Genomic DNA, 14,938 nt, shown 5'->3' with positions numbered 1-14,938 from the left:
ACCGCGGATCACGCAGATAATCGCGGATAAGAAGTAGGGCCCGCGTGTCGCGGGTCGGCTCCCTGGTACCCGCTTCGCGACCCGCAACACGCGGGCCCTACAAAAACATCCAGGCGCACTATCTCAGTGCAGCGCTCTGCCTGTAAACTACACGTACATCCATCGAAGCACTCTCGCTTCCCGGTGCCACGCCCAAGTCTTCTTGGGCGTGCTAAGAGGTAGCCATCCTAAACGGGCAACCTCCTTCACACGTGCCAATCCCAACCTCGGTGTGCCACTGGCCAGTGCTCTTGCAGCCAATTGGGATGGGCAAACCTTTCACACGTCACACTGCCGAGGGCGGCAGTGGCACACGATTTATCAACACAACTTCACCACACAAGCGAACATCATGTCCCATCACCACGCACCACAACCGGAAACACACGGAGCTGGCCATTCTGGCCACGCTCCGCAGGTTGCCGTGCGCGATGGGAACCGGTTGCTATGCCCCTGCTGCGGGGAAGTGTTGCTGGTCCTGCCGGAGAAGCCGTCTTGCTACGGAGCTGACCGCCAGGCTGTTTCCATCGATCCCGAGATTGCCGCGCACGAGTTCCCTGCAGATCCGCCTCCGCCGATTCCTACCCGGCGAACAACCAGGCTTCGGCTTGCTTCCCTCGATCAGCGAGAGCCGCGCGAGCGCGACGAAGCCACGCGGGCTCGTGAACGCGAGCTCTATCGGCTCAAGCGGCCCCTGCGAGAACCGCTCACTTATGAAGCGGCCCGACTGTTCTCGTACACGTTCTATCGATTGCAGGCCCTCGACCGGCAACTGCATCGAGAGATTTGCGAGAAGCAGGAAGTAATCGATCGTTTAGAACGTGAACTGCATGGCCTGAAGGAAACGTCTTCGCGCGAAGAACGTCCACAACGCACGAAGCAGGTGAAGGTTCGTCTTTATGGCGAGCCCAAGAAGTTGATCACGCCGGCGCGACGAGCTCGCGTTCGCCAAACGCTTCAAAGAAACGCCCAAGCAGACTTGGGCGTGGCACCCGGAAGCGATTGTGCACACGAACGCGGACCGCCATAACAATGCCGTCGGCCACAAGAATCCGGTCCCCTCTCCCCATAGGGGCGAGGGGACCGGAGTTGGCTGCGCGGTTGCCTTTCGGAGATCTGCTTGCCCGCGTGTTAGTTCATGTTCGGGTCTTGCGGCATGCGCTTCAGATTCAAGGAATCGCGCATGATATTCGAGCCGACCTCGCCGGAGACGCTTTTCCAGAGGATGTCGTTGTCGGTCTCGAAGACCTGTTCTTTCTTGGCCGGCAGGGTGAGCCAACCGCCGACTTCCATCTCCGCTTCCAGTTGCTGGGCTCCCCAGCCTGAGTAGCCAAGGAACAAGCGGAAGTCGTTGCGGCTTTCGCGAATCAGCGGCTCGATGTTTTCGCGCTGGCTCGAGAAGTAGACGCCAGGAATGACTTCCAGCTCGGCGAGATTCTCTTCCTGATGGATCGCCATCAAGGGACCTTCGACGGGGCCTCCTTGCAGCACGCTTTCCGGGGCGTCGATGTTCTCGCCAGAGACGTTCTTCCAGACTTCCTGGACGGTGAGATTGATCGGGCGGGTAAGAACCAGGCCCAGGGCCCCTTCGTCGTCATGCTGGACCATCAGCACGACGGTCCGCAGAAAATTGGGATCGGGCAGGTAAGGAGACGCAATCAGGAATTGTCCGGCCAAAGATTGCATCGCTGGCGTAGCTCCTCGAGGTCAGTACAAACGGGTCAATCGCCGTTGCCGTATTGATCATGCCAGATGCATCCGCCCCAGGACCAACCGACCCCAAAGCCTACCAGAAGGTGCTTGGCTCCTTTGGTCAGTCGATTCTGCTGTCGCAAGTCGTGAATCAAAAGGGGAATCGTCGCCGAGACCGTGTTGCCAACGGTCTCTAATGCGATCGGCATGCGATCGCGTTCGATCTCCAGGGCTTCCTGCAACTGCTCCAGCATTTTACGGGTCGCCTGATGAAATAGATAGAGTTCCACGTCCGATTTCGGAATCCCGGCGGCGGAGAAGATGTTCTGCACCAGCTGAGGAATGGCCCCCACGGTGAAGTTGATCAAGGCCGGACCATCCATGTACAAGCGGCTGTTCCAGCGCTTCCGGTGGCGTGGCTTGTGGGCGTCTTCGGGCAGACGGGCTCCCCCGTCGGTGACCATCAGCGTATCGGCTCCGCTTCCGTCGGTGCCGAAATGAAAGCCATCGAGCGTTGGCTCATCGCTGGCTTCCAGCAGCGTGGCAGCGGCCGCGTCGCCGAAAATCGTCCGCAGACTGCGGTCGTCGTGATCAATGTATTTCGAGTACGTCTCGGCCGTGATAAACAGGACTCGGCGAGCAATGCCAGCACGGATGAGCCCCTCGGCCAGTGACAGGCCGTAAATGAACCCGGAACAGCCCAGGTTGAAATCCAACGCTCCGCACGAGATTCGCAGGCCCAGCCGCTGCTGCATCAAGCAGGCCGACGTAGGCAGCGGATAGTCGGGCGTTTGCGTACAGAAGAGCAGGAAATCGATCGATTGCGGATCGATCTGATACTCTTCAAATAGCTTCTCAGCCGCTTTCACGCCCAAATCGGCAGCGGTTTCGCCGGGCTCGGCGATATGACGCGATGCAATCCCGGTCTTCGTATAGATGAGATCCATATCCCAGCTGGGAAATTCGTCCTGGAGTTGCTGGTTGGTCTCAATCTTTTGGGGAAGGTAGGTAGAGATGGGACCTATGGATGCGTATTTCACAAACGACACTCTTCACTTCAAATTGACAGCTGGAGTCGGCCGACAAGCTGCTTCCAGTCAGAGCGGCCTTCCTGGAGCGCCGAAGCGCACCCGATGGATCATCGAAGCTTATCAATTCCGGGAAACGTGCGATACCCAGGCGGAAGAATTACCTACTTTGGACGGTTTGTAGCAAGGTCTCAATTCGACTTGCTCTTGCTGGCTTACGGAGACCGGAGGAGGTGGGTTTAGGTAATCTGTTAAAGCTTTAGGGGGAGCTGAATAGCCCTTTCCAGGTAGCCACGGAAAAACTGCGGTTAGGGCGTGTGTTCTGCCGAAAAAACGTTCGTGTCTTTCCACTAAAAGTATGGGCGTCGTTTTGAAGGGAATCAAAATTGGCTGCCGGGCGTGTTATTCGTTATTTGCTGAAGTCGTGGTTGTCCAAGCCGGTTCATCAGCGCGAAATCTACTCTTGGATCCGTCAGCAAGCTCCGGTCGTCAAGATCGCGGAGGTTGGCTTGGGGAAGATTGAGCGTGCTCAAGAGTTGATTGAGTTCGCCCAGCTTTACGCCGACGATCACCCGATTCAGTTTCTCGGCATCGACATGTTCGAAGGTCGCCCTGGTGGCGATGGCATGCCGCTGAAGACCGCCCATAAGAAGCTCAACAGCCTGGGAGCGAAAGTTCAACTCGTTCCCGGCGACGCCGCTAGTGCCCTGCCCCGCGTGGCGAATGCGTTTCGCAATGTTCAGCTGCTGATCATCTCGGCCGACCAGGATGTCGAAAGCATCCGTCAGTCGATCTCGTGGATCCCTCGGATGCTCAACGAGAAGAGTCTCGTTCTGTGGGAAGTGAAAGACGACAAGGGTGAGCTGAGCTTCGCTCGGTACAGCATGAGCCAGATCGAAGCGATGACCGTCAGCCCGGTACGTCGCGCGGCTTAAGCTTACCGCTACTGCGAAGCAGCTCGCTCCATCGAGATGGCGTAGGTGACGTCGCGTTCGGGGTTCGAGGCGAAGTCGCCGTCGTCGTCGTTGACCTGCAGAATGATCTTCTCGTAGGAACGATCAGCCGTCCAACTGAAGGGGTTGTTGACGGTCTCGCCAGGCACAAGCGTCAGCTTTTGCAGGTCGCCGTTGGACTCGACCGAGCAGATGCCCATGCGGCACTTGTCGCCCCCAGGCGGGATTACGTCATCCGGCGATGCCGTGGCCAGGCCGCCCCAGGTCTTCCATTTGCCGGAAACGTAGCGCAGGCGAAGGATGTCCCCTTTGTCCATTGGGCCAACTTCGTAGCCGATTGGTTTCTTCGCGGTGATCTTCACGTTCTTGTAGTCGAACGAGCCCTGGTTGCTTGAGGTTGTATCGTCCGAGGAGTCATCCGTCGGATCGGCTGTCATCGGCTGTTCTTCCCCTTGCGGGCGAATCTCGACTGCCGGAATCCAAGCTGACTTCGGCCGGCCATTCATGCTGTAGGAAACGAAGTAGGCATTGTCGGAAGGACGCCGGGCAAAGACCTTGCCAGGAAACCATGTGCCATCGACCAATACGTCGATCGCGGTACCAGGCGAGTAAATCTTTTCAGGATCGCCCATGCCTGGGTCGGCCGGCTTGGTATCCATTGGCGTCGAGCTGCCATCGTCGGTGGAGGTGCCGGACGAACCGTTGCTGGGGGTATTGGTCATCGTGCCGCCGGGCGAAGTCCCCATCGGCGACGCAGCGATACTCGACGGCTCGGGGCCTTCTCCACTGAGATACTTCAGATAGGCGAGGCTCTCACTGCTCAAGTATTTCATCGGCAGCCAGATCTCTTTTCGATCGGTGGTCCGAAACGAAACGTACTCCCCTTCCCGCTTGATCGCCTTGCCCATGATCTGAAAATAGCCGTGCTTGCTTTTGAAGGTGTAGGTGTTCTGGCTTTGGTTGTAGGTGGTGGTCTGAGCGACGACCGGACTACAGATCAGCGCGAGAAGCACCAGGCCGAAAACAGGCAAAATCTGGCAACGATTGTTTGACATAGGAACAGTCCGTTTCTATTTTCGACGGCAGGGGAGTAGTTGCCAGTATAAACCAATTGGGCAGGTAAAGCTCAAGCCATATCGGGTCGCATTGGCATGACGGCATACCATGGCCGGTCTTTCATAATCTCGTTGTAGCGTTTTCGCCAATCGGTGCCGAATTGTTGCACGAAAGCCCCTTCGATTGGTTTAGCATCCAAGTAAAGAACTAGGTGGGCCAAGTGGACGAACATGTCATCATGACTCGAAGCCCGCTCCAGGTAATACTCGAGCATGAACGCTTGGCTGCATTCCTGGGCGATTAGGTTCAACGAAATATTCGCGAAGGTGTTCTTCACAGTCCAGTAAGGAGACAGGTCATCCGATCGGCGCACATCTCGTAGCGTCTGGGGCGCATTGCTACCGTCGTTGTCTCCGATCAGAAAGAAGCAGTCGCCGACCCAATGGCTGAGGTGATAGCCCAGTTCGTGATCGAGCGACAAAAGATAGGCCAACGCATGGCCGCTGTCGCCCCGTAAAATCGAACGCCACGTGGTGCCTTCGCTTCCTCCGACGACACCAGAATCGAAGTATTGTCGCTTGGTCGCATTGGCAACCAGGTAGTCGATGCTCATGGATTCATTCCGGGAGGTCACCGCCGAGTGCGTTTCGGCATAGCAGTGCGGTAATAAGCGAACGATGCTTAAGGTAAGCAGCCATAGATAAGTCCGGGGGATATGACCAAGGCATTTGAGATCTAACGCCTAGTATACACGGCTGTCCGAACGTTACGAGAACGATCCACCAAGCGTCTACGCTTAGATATTGTCGGCCACTTCTGCTGGCGGTTCGCTCGTGCGAACTGCCAGCAACGTTGCGACTATTGCTCCAGCCATCGTTCCAAAACACATCATGGGCGAGCCAATGACGAAGCCGACAGTGAAATAGGAAATCACTTTCAGCCGTCGATTACCGAGACGCCATGCGGCGAAGGTTCCCAAAGAAAAGTTGACGCCCACATATAGAGGACCGCCCCAGGGATAAAATATAGCGATGTGCATCGCGAGCCAAGCAATAGGGATGATGATTAAAAATATGAGGACAGCTTGGACTACTCGGCTGTTGGTAGTCACGAGCCCCAAACCAACCCACAAGGAAGCCACGCTGGGTAGAAGTACCAAGAGCATCGAGATCGGATCGGATGGCGTAATTGCAATGGATCCAACAACCGTGATGCCCAGCCAAATCCATAAAGGAATGAGCTCGCGATAGCGATCTATCTGCGGCTTTTTCGCCTGTGGGGTTATTGGCGAAGTAAACGGGTTCTGTGATGAATCTTCCATAGAGTGCTTTTTCGATCACGCCTTGCGAATATTATCCCGCTTGGCCACGCCACTCATCGCGTTGCGGGTATCAATCACCAGCTTGGCGTGCTTGGCGATGAACTCCCAGTCGTAATCCTTGTGGTTGGTCACAATCAGTACGGCGTCTGCTTCGGCCAATGCTTCGGCGGTCAGTGCGATGCTTTCCTTTTTGAAGACCTCATAGTTTCGCATCGACGGGAGCTGGGGAATGTACGGGTCGTTGTATTGGATCTCGGCCCCTAGCGGTTCCAAAAGTTCCATGATGGCAAACGCCGGACTTTCGCGTGGGTCGTCGACGTTGGGCTTGTAGGCGACGCCCAGCATCAAGATCTTGCTTCCGTTGATCGGCTTCTGGTGGTCGTTCAGGGCCAGCATCAACTTCTGGACGACGTACTCCGGCATGCTGGTATTGATTTCGCCGGCCAGTTCGATGAAACGTGTCGGCATGCCCCACTTGCGGGCCAGCCAGCTCAGGTAGAACGGATCAATCGGGATGCAGTGCCCGCCCAGGCCTGGGCCCGGGTAAAAGGCCTGAAAGCCGAATGGCTTGGTCTTCGCCGCTTCGATCACTTCCCACAGGTCGATATCCATGCGATCGAACAGCACCTTCAGTTCGTTCACCAGGGCGATGTTCACCGCTCGGTAGGTGTTCTCCAGGATCTTACAGGCCTCGGCCACTTCCAGGCTACTGACCGGGATGATCTCGACGATCGCCTTTTCGTACAACTCGCAGGCCAGCATGCGGCTGTGGTATTCGAGCCCTCCAACCACCTTGGGGATGTTGGCCGCGGAAAACTGAGGGTTGCCTGGGTCTTCACGCTCGGGGCTGTAGGCGACGAAGAAGTCGATGCCGGCTTGCAGGCCGCTCTTTTGCAGAATCGGAACCACCACTTCCCGCGTCGTACCAGGGTAAGTCGTGCTTTCGAGAACCACGAGCTGTCCCTTGCGTAGTGACTTACTGATGGCCTTTGCGGTTAGCTCGACATACTTCAGATCGGGGTCGCGCGAGCCGTCCAGCGGGGTCGGCACGCAAATCAGCAGGACGTCGGCCTCGGCCATGCGATCGGTATCGCACGTCGCAGAGAAACGCCCCATTTTAACATTTGAGGCAATCCACTCGCTGGCAATGTGCTTTATGTAGCTTTCACCACGGTGAAGTTTTTCGACTTTGCTAGGATCAGTATCGAAGCCAAGGCAACGGAAACCACAGTCGGCAAACGTTTTTACCAGCGGTAGGCCGACATACCCCATTCCGATGACACCCACCACGGCAGACTGATCGGAGAGCTTCTGGCGGAGAGATTTGTACGAATCCAGAACATTTTCAGCCATCGGCGTGTCTTTTCGAGTAAGCGTTACTAAAAGGAATAGGATCAGGAACCAACTGGGTAGCCGTTGCTCTTCGATGGAGGATTCGGTTCCGTTAGCATTGGGTCAAGGGTTGTGTTTTGTGATTTCCGCAGGTTGATGTTCCATTGTCGGTTGCGGCAATCAGAAAACCGAGATCGCGAGTTAGATTAAGATTCGCCTATTGATATCGAACACGTTAATATAAATCGACGGACGGATGCTCCGCTAGAATTGCGAGAGGCTTTCTAAATTAGTGTATGACTAACTCGACTCCCCCAAACTCGATGGATCGGCATTTTGAGGAGACCGTCGTTGCGCCCAGCGATTCTGGCGTAGAGAAGACGACTTCTTCCTCCTCGCCGCACATTGCGTTGGTCGAAGGATCGTCCAGTCCCCACTTCTCGCGTGTCACCCAGTCGCTGCTTCGGCTGCGTTTGAGGGTTGCCACATTTGTCATGTTCGGCATTTTTGCCGTCTATTTCGTATGGCATGCCTACGAGTTTTTCTGGGGCACCAATGTCGCCGAGAAGAGCCCTATTTTGCTGAGCGTTCACGCCGGGCTTCTCTTCCTGCTGGGCACAACCGGCTATTTGCTGTGCCCTAGCTGTGACGTCCGGAAGGGCCTGCTCCGCTCGCAGGAGATCGTCACCTTCGGGATGCCGGCGCTGTTTTTGCTGATGACCCAACATCACTCGATGCAGCTCTGTGCCCGTGAGTACGGGATGTTTCAGAATCCTGCACCAGGGTGGCTGCTGTTGATCTTCATTTATGCCCTGTTCATTCCCAACACCTGGCAAAGGGCGGCCGTGGTCATCTCAATGTTGATGGTCGCGCCACTCGCGCTGATGGGGTACGAATACGCAACCGACCAGATGTGCTACGACATCATCTACAGCAATCCGGAAATGCTCGCGGAAATCGGCCTGAAGATGATCATCTGCGGGGCCGTTGCCGTGTTCGGCGTGTACACGATCAATGTGCTGCGAACCGAAGCGTTTCAAGCGCAGCAGTTGGGCCAGTACCGTCTGAGCCGTAGTCTGGGTGCTGGCGGCATGGGCGAGGTCTACTTGGCTCATCACTACCTGATGAAACGCCCCTGTGCGATCAAGATCATTCGTCCCGAGAAGGCCGGTGACTCGAACGTGCTGGCTCGCTTCGAGCGTGAGGTGCACGCTTCGTCGAAGCTCTCGCACTGGAACAATATCGACATTTACGACTATGGTCGAACCGAAGACGGCACGTTCTATTACGTGATGGAATACCTGCCCGGCTTGAATGTTTCGGATCTGGTCAATCGATTTGGTCATTTGCCGCCAGGACGCGTGATTCATTTATTACGTCAAGTGTGTGACGCGCTCAACGAAGCCCACTCGCAGGGGATGATCCACCGCGACATCAAGCCGGCCAACGTGTTCGCGGCCAAACGTGGCGGATTCTATGACGTGGCGAAACTGTTGGACTTTGGTTTGGCCAAGCCGATCGCCTCGACCGAAGATTCCAATTTGACGCAGGAAGGAATGATCACCGGTTCGCCGCTGTTCATGTCGCCTGAGCAAGCCGCTGGCGAAGGAGAGCCAGATGCCCGTAGCGATATTTATTCGGTTGGGATCTTGGCCTACTTCATGCTGACTGGCCATGCTCCGTTCGAGTACGATCGGCCGATCAAAGTGATCATCGCGCACGCCCACGAAGCCGTCGTGCCGCCGTCTGAGCATGTCCCATCGATCCCGCACGACCTGGAGGCGATCGTCATGCGATGTTTGGCGAAAGATCCAGACGATCGGTATCAGTCGATCCTGGATATGGCCGACGCTCTCGACAAGTGCGAGTCTGCCGGTACCTGGCAGCAGGCTGATGCGCTGCAGTGGTGGACCGAGAACGAAACGATCGCCGAGTGCCCACAGCCGGGGGAAGAGGCTCAGCCGACCGACGAAACCCGGATCGCAAAGATCACCGGGTAACGCGTCGATCTCCCAGACCAAGACCCCCTCTTGGGGACTTGGTTCCCTGCCCCTCCCGTTTTCACAATTTCCAGATATAATGCTGGACTATCCTTATGCCTTGCCCCCCATATAGTCCGTAGGGGGCTGCGGCAAATCGAGCGGGCCTGATCCCGCTTGTGAATCTCTCAGTGGACCTAGCCAAAGCCGTTAGGGGAAAGACGAATGATCGCGGAAAACGCCCCCCGTACTATGTTCCAGAAAATCTGGGACAACCACGTAGTCGACGCCGAACCTCATAAGCAGGCCCTGCTTTATATCGACCTGCACCTGGTTCACGAAGTGACCAGCCCTCAAGCATTTGAAGGCCTGCGTCTGGCCGGTCGCAAGGTTCGTCGCCCCGAACTAACCAAGGCCACGCCTGACCATAACGTCCCCACCACCGACCGTTCGCTGCCGATCGTCGACGAGATCTCGAAGCAGCAGATCGACACCCTGCGTCAGAACTGCCAGGACTTCGGTGTTCAGCTGTTCGACCTGCATGACGTCAAGCAAGGGGTTGTTCACGTTATCGGCCCGGAACTGGGGCTGACGCAGCCCGGCATGACGATCGTCTGCGGCGACAGCCACACCGCCACGCATGGTGCGTTTGGTGCCCTCGCTTTTGGTATCGGGACGAGCGAAGTCGAGCACGTTCTCGCTACGCAGACGCTGCTGCAAACCGCGCCCAAGACGATGGAGCTCCGCGTCAACGGCACGTTGGCCCGCGGTGTGACGGCGAAGGACCTGGTGCTGTATTTGATCGGTCATCTGACCACCGCCGGCGGTACCGGTTACGTCCTGGAATACACAGGCGAAGCCGTTCGCAACCTGACCATGGAACAGCGGATGACCGTCTGTAACATGTCGATCGAAGCTGGTGCCCGTGCCGGTATGATCGCTCCTGACGAAACGACCTTCGAGTACATCCGCGGCCGCGAGTTCGCCCCCAAGGATATCGAAGCAGCGATCGAGCGTTGGAAGAATCTTCCTTCGGACCCTGGTGCGAAGTACGACAAGGTACTTGAATTCGCCGCCAAGGATATCGCTCCGCAAGTGACATGGGGAACCAACCCAGGTCAGGTTTGTGCCGTCGACAAGCCGATTCCGGCCCCCGGTGATTTCGCCGACGCAACCGAACGCCGCTCGACCGAGTTGGCTTTGGAATACATGGACCTCAAAGCAGGCCAGCCCATGTCGGAAGTCGACATCAATCGCGTCTTCATCGGTTCGTGCACCAACGGCCGTATCGAAGACCTGCGTGCCGCTGCGAGTGTCGTCAAGGGACATAAGAAGGCCGATCACGTGCACGCGATGGTGGTGCCGGGTAGTGGTCAGGTTCGCCTGCAGGCCCAGGAAGAAGGTCTCGACAAGATCTTTATCGAAGCTGGATTTGAATGGCGGGAAGCTGGTTGCAGCATGTGCCTGGCGATGAACCCCGACAAGCTGGAACCAGGCGAGCGTTGTGCTTCGACCAGTAACCGCAACTTTGAAGGACGTCAGGGACGTGGTGGCCGCACCCACCTGGTGAGCCCCGAAATGGCTGCCGCGGCCGGTGTCGCCGGGCATTTCGTCGACGTTCGTACGTGGGACTTCAAGTAAGCCCTCGATCCTTCAGCTAACGATCAACCCTCTTTTTGAATACAAGACCATGCAACCATTCGTTAAAGAGACCGGCGTTGTTGCCGTCATGGATCGGGCCAACGTGGATACCGATCAGATCATTCCCAAGCAGTTCTTGAAGCGTATCGAGCGAACCGGCTTCGGTCAGTTTCTGTTCTTCGATTGGCGTTTCATGGACGATGGCCAACTCCATCCGGAGTTCGAGTTGAATCACCCCAGCGTTGCCGGGGCTTCAATTCTCGTCACGCGCCGTAACTTCGGTAGCGGTTCCAGCCGCGAACACGCCGTCTGGGCGATCGACGACTACGGCATTCGCGCGGTGATCGCACCAAGCTTCGCCGACATCTTCTACAACAACTGCTTCAAGAACGGCGTGCTGCCGATCGCTCTGAGCGAAGAACAAGTCGAAGAGTTCTTCCAGCGATTTGCTAAGCACCCCGGTTACAAGCTGACCGTCGACCTGGAAGCAAAGACGATCTCCGATGCCCACGGGCTTGAGGTTTCGTTCGATGTCGACGAGCATCGCCGTCACAAGCTGCTCAAAGGCCTGGACGACATCGCCAGCACGCTGGAGCTGGAAGACAAGATCGCGGCTTACGAGCAAGCCAATGGTATTGGTGCGTAAGTGACCGATAGCATTCTGAAGGCGAACTACGGTTCGCCTTTTTTATGCGCCACCGGTTGGAAATAGACGGTTAGTCAGCCAAACTATACGGCTAAGTCGCTTCCTGAACACGAGATCGAGGACTGTCATGCTTCACCGAGTTGCCCTGCCGTGTGCTTTGGTTCTTTTCCTGGTTGCTTCCGCGCAAGCACAGATCAAGCCTGAGGTGATTCTCGATGGGCTGAAATGTCCCAGTGGTGTCGCCATCCAGCCAGAAACGGGTACGGTCTTCATTGCCGAAACTGCCGCTTCGCAGATCATTCGTGTCGTCGATGGCAAAGCAGAAGTCGTCGTGAAAGATTTTCCGGCGGATGAATACGGCAAAGGACCTGTCTATCAGATTGGTCCGCTAGGGCTCGCGTTTCTCGACAAGAGTCGCTTGGTCGTTGGCGATGGTAGTCTGAAAGATGGCGAAGAAGTCGTTCGCGTCTATGATGTGCCCGAGACCGGAAAGGACGCTCTTTCGGCCGATGCCGGTAAGAAGACCAATCCACTTGCCGCTGAAGGGGATGTGCCTGGCGAAGGAAACTTCTACGCCGTGGCCGTCGATGCCAGCGATATCTACACCACGGCCAACGGCGACGATAAGAAGGGCTGGGTTGCTCGCGTGACCCTGGAGAAAGACGAGCTTGGTAAGCTCGAGCGTTTTATTGCCACTAAAGAGAGTGTTGATGTCGATGCCCCGGCCGCGATTACCATCAGCCCGCGACGAGAGGTTGTGGTAGGTCAGATGGGGGAAATCAACGATCAGAAAGACAGCCTGTTGACCTTCTACGATCAGAAGTCAAAGAGCCTGCTGCTGAGCTTGCCGGCTGAGATGTTCGACCTGGTGGGCCTGGCTTACAGCCCCAAGACGGGACGACTGTACGGGGTCGATTACAGCTGGGCCGATCCGAAGCAAGGCGGTCTCTATCGCCTGGACGCCGTTCGCCGCGATGGCAAGCAGGTCGTGAAAGCAACGAAGCTGATCGAACTCGACCAGCCGACCGCGTTGGCCTTCAACGATGACGGCGAACTGTTCATCACTGTTTTTGGTAACGGCGATGGCAAAGACGAAAGCAAGACGCCAGCGACTGGCAAGCTGCTGAAGATCGGCGAAGGGTTGTAATCAAAGCCCCGGAGGGGCGATCGAATGTAGCCAGGGGCGTCAGCCCCTGGAAACGTTCGCGTAGAAATAACAAAGCCCCGGAAGGGCGACCGAAACTTACCAAGTCAATTTCGGTCGCCCTTCCAGGGCTTTCGGTTTTAGGAACCGCCTACCAGGGGCTGACGCCCCTGGCTACATTCGGCTGCCCTTTCAGGGCGTAAGAGGTCGGGCGACGCTTTCGAGCCGCAATCTATTTGGCCGAGCCCACCGAGACTTCTTCGGTCTTGGTGACCGTGAAGCCGAGGTCTTCGAGCATCTTGTAGTCGTCTTCGGCGGTCTGCCCTGGCGTGGTGAGGTAGTCGCCCAGGAAGAGCGAGTTCGCCGCGTATAGCCCCAGCGGTTGTAGGCTCCGCAGGTGAATCTCGCGTCCGCCAGCGATGCGTAGTTCGGCACTTGGGTTGGCGAAACGATAGACGGCCAGAATTCGCAGACACTGACGTGGGCTCAGGTCTTTGCCCAGGCCCTGCAGCGGTGTGCCGTCGATTGGGTTCAGGAAGTTGACCGGGATCGAGTGGACACCCAGGTCACGTAGCTCGAGGGCCATCTTCACAACGTCTTCGTCCGACTCGCCCATGCCGACGATACCGCCGCTGCACATTTCCAGACCAGCGTTCTTCACCGCGTTGAGCGTATCGATGCGGTCTTCGTAGGTGTGCGTCGAGCAAATCTTCTGGTAATACTCGGCACTGGTGTTCACGTTGTGATTCACGCGATCAACACCGCAGGCCTTCAGACGATCGGCCTGTTCAGGGCTCAACAGGCCCAGGCAAGCGCAGATCTTCAGGTCGTACTTTTCCTTGATCTCGGGCACGATCGTCTCGACGGCCTTCATCTCGCGTTCGTTAGGACCGCGAGCAGAAATCACGATACAGTAGGTCTTCACGTCGCGCTCGGCAGCGACCTTGGCCCCTTCCATCAGCTTGTCGCGGCTGAGGAAGTTGTACTTGGGGATTTCCGCGTCGGAGACTTTCGACTGGGAACAGTAGCCGCAATCTTCCGGGCAAAGACCGCTCTTGGCGTTCATCAGCTGGTACAGCTGGACCGTTTTGCCGAAGTGTTGGCGGCGTATCTTGAACGCGGCGGACATCACGTCCAGCAGCTCGTCGTCGGACGAATGGAGGATCGAAAGACCTTCTTCCACGGTCAATTGATGACCACGCAAGACTTCTTCGGCCAAGGCGGACCACGATAGCGTCGACATTGACATCGGCGGCATTCTCTTCTTTAACGGTCGAGTGGGAAAGCTGATTGGGCCGTTTAGGCCAGCTGCCCATTCTAAATCGGTTGGCGGTCAATTGTAAGGTCAGTGGCTGTCGACACTTGGCAACTGTGCGGCGATCGGTGAAAATGGGGGTAAGGAGACCATTTTGGTACAAGAAACCGCCATTGGGCGTCATCATTTCGTTCGCGTCAGCGTGCTGGGGCATGTCGGAAGGTTCACATCGGTCGATGCGATCGCCTATGGTCGCGGTATGCGCGTCATTTGTCGCACCTCACGCGGGCTGGAAGTGGGAGAAATCCTCGGTCCGGCCGGCGAGTCGGAGGAAAACGACTCGGACGGCTCCATCGTCCGCGGTGTGACCGTGGAAGACGACCTGATCCTCGCTCGCTTGGAACGCAATCGTCAGGAAGCTTTCGCGGCCTGCGAGAAAGAACTGACCGAGCGCGGCATCCATATTCCCCTGCTTGAGGTCGAACAGCTTTTCGACGGGGGCTCGCTCTATTTCTACTTTCTGGGCGATGTCCCGGAGGAAGTCGCCGAGCTGACCCATCGCCTGGCCGAGACCTACAATGCGGCCGCTGGGATCAGCCAGTTCTCCGATCTGCTCGAGACCGGCTGCGGCCCTGGCTGCGGTACCGAGGAAAAAGCAGGCGGCTGCGGCGACTCTTGCACGAGCTGCGCAATCGCTGGGGCGTGCAAGAAGTAGCCTTGCCTATCTTTCCAGGTCTGCTCATTCGAATTTCTTGTGGTCGCAAAATGGCCCAGCTTGACCATGTTTTGGACAGCGATCTGCATGAAATCGGATTTCTTCGTCTGATTTGATTTTTGTGGGCAACGGTTCGG

The 14,938-nt window shown here is 56.8% G+C and carries 14 protein-coding genes; 7 read left to right on the top strand and 7 right to left on the bottom strand.

Features of this window, described 5'->3' with window-relative positions:
* The first annotated feature begins 391 nt into the window (after positions 1–391).
* A complete protein-coding gene (locus PSR63_RS01160) occupies positions 392–1,069 on the top strand; it encodes a hypothetical protein (RefSeq protein WP_274330015.1) in 678 nt (225 codons plus the stop codon).
* A 101-nt stretch (positions 1,070–1,170) separates the two neighbouring features.
* On the opposite strand, the gene PSR63_RS01155 is transcribed toward PSR63_RS01160, so the two are convergent.
* Together PSR63_RS01155 and PSR63_RS01150 are read right to left on the bottom strand one after the other, a co-directional pair.
* Positions 1,171–1,725, bottom strand: a complete 555-nt coding sequence (locus PSR63_RS01155; protein ID WP_274330014.1) for a YqgE/AlgH family protein — start codon at positions 1,723–1,725, stop codon at positions 1,171–1,173.
* Between the two features lie 35 nt (positions 1,726–1,760).
* The gene (locus tag PSR63_RS01150; RefSeq protein ID WP_274330013.1) at positions 1,761–2,771 is read right to left on the bottom strand and encodes a ketoacyl-ACP synthase III; all 1,011 of its coding nucleotides are present in this window, start codon (positions 2,769–2,771) and stop codon (positions 1,761–1,763) included.
* Between the two features lie 374 nt (positions 2,772–3,145).
* Here PSR63_RS01150 and PSR63_RS01145 point away from each other — a divergent pair, with 374 nt between their 5' ends.
* Positions 3,146–3,694 (top strand): hypothetical protein, encoded by a 549-nt coding sequence (locus PSR63_RS01145; RefSeq protein WP_274330011.1) that lies wholly within the window; start codon positions 3,146–3,148, stop codon positions 3,692–3,694.
* An 8-nt stretch (positions 3,695–3,702) separates the two neighbouring features.
* Here PSR63_RS01145 and PSR63_RS01140 read toward each other — a convergent pair whose 3' ends face one another.
* The 4 genes from PSR63_RS01140 to PSR63_RS01125 form a co-directional block, all read right to left on the bottom strand.
* The gene (locus PSR63_RS01140; RefSeq protein WP_274330009.1) at positions 3,703–4,767 is read right to left on the bottom strand and encodes a hypothetical protein; all 1,065 of its coding nucleotides are present in this window, start codon (positions 4,765–4,767) and stop codon (positions 3,703–3,705) included.
* Positions 4,768–4,838: 71 nt separating this feature from the next.
* Complete coding sequence (locus PSR63_RS01135) at positions 4,839–5,381, bottom strand: hypothetical protein (protein WP_274330007.1); 543 nt, start codon at positions 5,379–5,381, stop codon at positions 4,839–4,841.
* 183 nt (positions 5,382–5,564) lie between these two features.
* On the bottom strand, positions 5,565–6,089 hold the full coding sequence (locus PSR63_RS01130) for a hypothetical protein (protein WP_274330005.1): 525 nt from the start codon (positions 6,087–6,089) through the stop codon (positions 5,565–5,567).
* A 15-nt stretch (positions 6,090–6,104) separates the two neighbouring features.
* The gene (locus tag PSR63_RS01125; protein WP_274330003.1) at positions 6,105–7,442 is read right to left on the bottom strand and encodes a nucleotide sugar dehydrogenase; all 1,338 of its coding nucleotides are present in this window, start codon (positions 7,440–7,442) and stop codon (positions 6,105–6,107) included.
* A 275-nt stretch (positions 7,443–7,717) separates the two neighbouring features.
* Here PSR63_RS01125 and PSR63_RS01120 point away from each other — a divergent pair, with 275 nt between their 5' ends.
* From PSR63_RS01120 to PSR63_RS01105, 4 genes are all read left to right on the top strand, one after another.
* The gene (locus PSR63_RS01120; protein WP_274330002.1) at positions 7,718–9,421 is read left to right on the top strand and encodes a serine/threonine protein kinase; all 1,704 of its coding nucleotides are present in this window, start codon (positions 7,718–7,720) and stop codon (positions 9,419–9,421) included.
* A 204-nt stretch (positions 9,422–9,625) separates the two neighbouring features.
* Positions 9,626–11,041 carry a 3-isopropylmalate dehydratase large subunit gene (leuC, locus tag PSR63_RS01115; protein WP_274330001.1) on the top strand — a complete coding sequence of 472 codons (1,416 nt, stop codon included), beginning with the start codon at positions 9,626–9,628 and terminating at the stop codon, positions 11,039–11,041.
* A 49-nt stretch (positions 11,042–11,090) separates the two neighbouring features.
* Positions 11,091–11,687, top strand: a complete 597-nt coding sequence (gene leuD, locus PSR63_RS01110; RefSeq protein WP_274330000.1) for a 3-isopropylmalate dehydratase small subunit — start codon at positions 11,091–11,093, stop codon at positions 11,685–11,687.
* Between the two features lie 127 nt (positions 11,688–11,814).
* Entirely contained in the window at positions 11,815–12,834 is a 1,020-nt protein-coding gene (locus PSR63_RS01105) for a hypothetical protein (RefSeq protein ID WP_274329998.1), read from the top strand.
* A 229-nt stretch (positions 12,835–13,063) separates the two neighbouring features.
* On the opposite strand, the gene bioB is transcribed toward PSR63_RS01105, so the two are convergent.
* Positions 13,064–14,089 (bottom strand): biotin synthase BioB, encoded by a 1,026-nt coding sequence (bioB, locus tag PSR63_RS01100; RefSeq protein ID WP_274329996.1) that lies wholly within the window; start codon positions 14,087–14,089, stop codon positions 13,064–13,066.
* A 151-nt stretch (positions 14,090–14,240) separates the two neighbouring features.
* On the opposite strand from bioB, the gene PSR63_RS01095 reads away from it, so the two are divergent.
* Positions 14,241–14,801, top strand: a complete 561-nt coding sequence (locus PSR63_RS01095; RefSeq protein WP_274329995.1) for a PSP1 C-terminal domain-containing protein — start codon at positions 14,241–14,243, stop codon at positions 14,799–14,801.
* The last annotated feature ends 137 nt before the right edge of the window (positions 14,802–14,938 follow it).

The sequence above is a fragment of the Bremerella sp. P1 genome, from assembly GCF_028748185.1.
Classification (GTDB): Bacteria; Planctomycetota; Planctomycetia; order Pirellulales; family Pirellulaceae; genus Bremerella.
Note: the sequence above shows the minus strand (reverse complement) of the source record. Positions and strands in the feature narration are given on the sequence as shown.

Coding starts and splice junctions, on each gene's coding strand:
- PSR63_RS01120 (WP_274330002.1), top strand. CDS start 7,718: ATGACTAACTCGACTCCCCCAAACTCGATGGATCGGCATTTTGAGGAG.
- bioB (WP_274329996.1), bottom strand. CDS start 14,089: ATGCCGCCGATGTCAATGTCGACGCTATCGTGGTCCGCCTTGGCCGAA.
- PSR63_RS01160 (WP_274330015.1), top strand. CDS start 392: ATGTCCCATCACCACGCACCACAACCGGAAACACACGGAGCTGGCCAT.
- PSR63_RS01135 (WP_274330007.1), bottom strand. CDS start 5,381: ATGAGCATCGACTACCTGGTTGCCAATGCGACCAAGCGACAATACTTC.
- PSR63_RS01140 (WP_274330009.1), bottom strand. CDS start 4,767: ATGTCAAACAATCGTTGCCAGATTTTGCCTGTTTTCGGCCTGGTGCTT.
- leuC (WP_274330001.1), top strand. CDS start 9,626: ATGATCGCGGAAAACGCCCCCCGTACTATGTTCCAGAAAATCTGGGAC.
- PSR63_RS01155 (WP_274330014.1), bottom strand. CDS start 1,725: ATGCAATCTTTGGCCGGACAATTCCTGATTGCGTCTCCTTACCTGCCC.
- PSR63_RS01130 (WP_274330005.1), bottom strand. CDS start 6,089: ATGGAAGATTCATCACAGAACCCGTTTACTTCGCCAATAACCCCACAG.
- leuD (WP_274330000.1), top strand. CDS start 11,091: ATGCAACCATTCGTTAAAGAGACCGGCGTTGTTGCCGTCATGGATCGG.
- PSR63_RS01125 (WP_274330003.1), bottom strand. CDS start 7,442: ATGGCTGAAAATGTTCTGGATTCGTACAAATCTCTCCGCCAGAAGCTC.
- PSR63_RS01105 (WP_274329998.1), top strand. CDS start 11,815: ATGCTTCACCGAGTTGCCCTGCCGTGTGCTTTGGTTCTTTTCCTGGTT.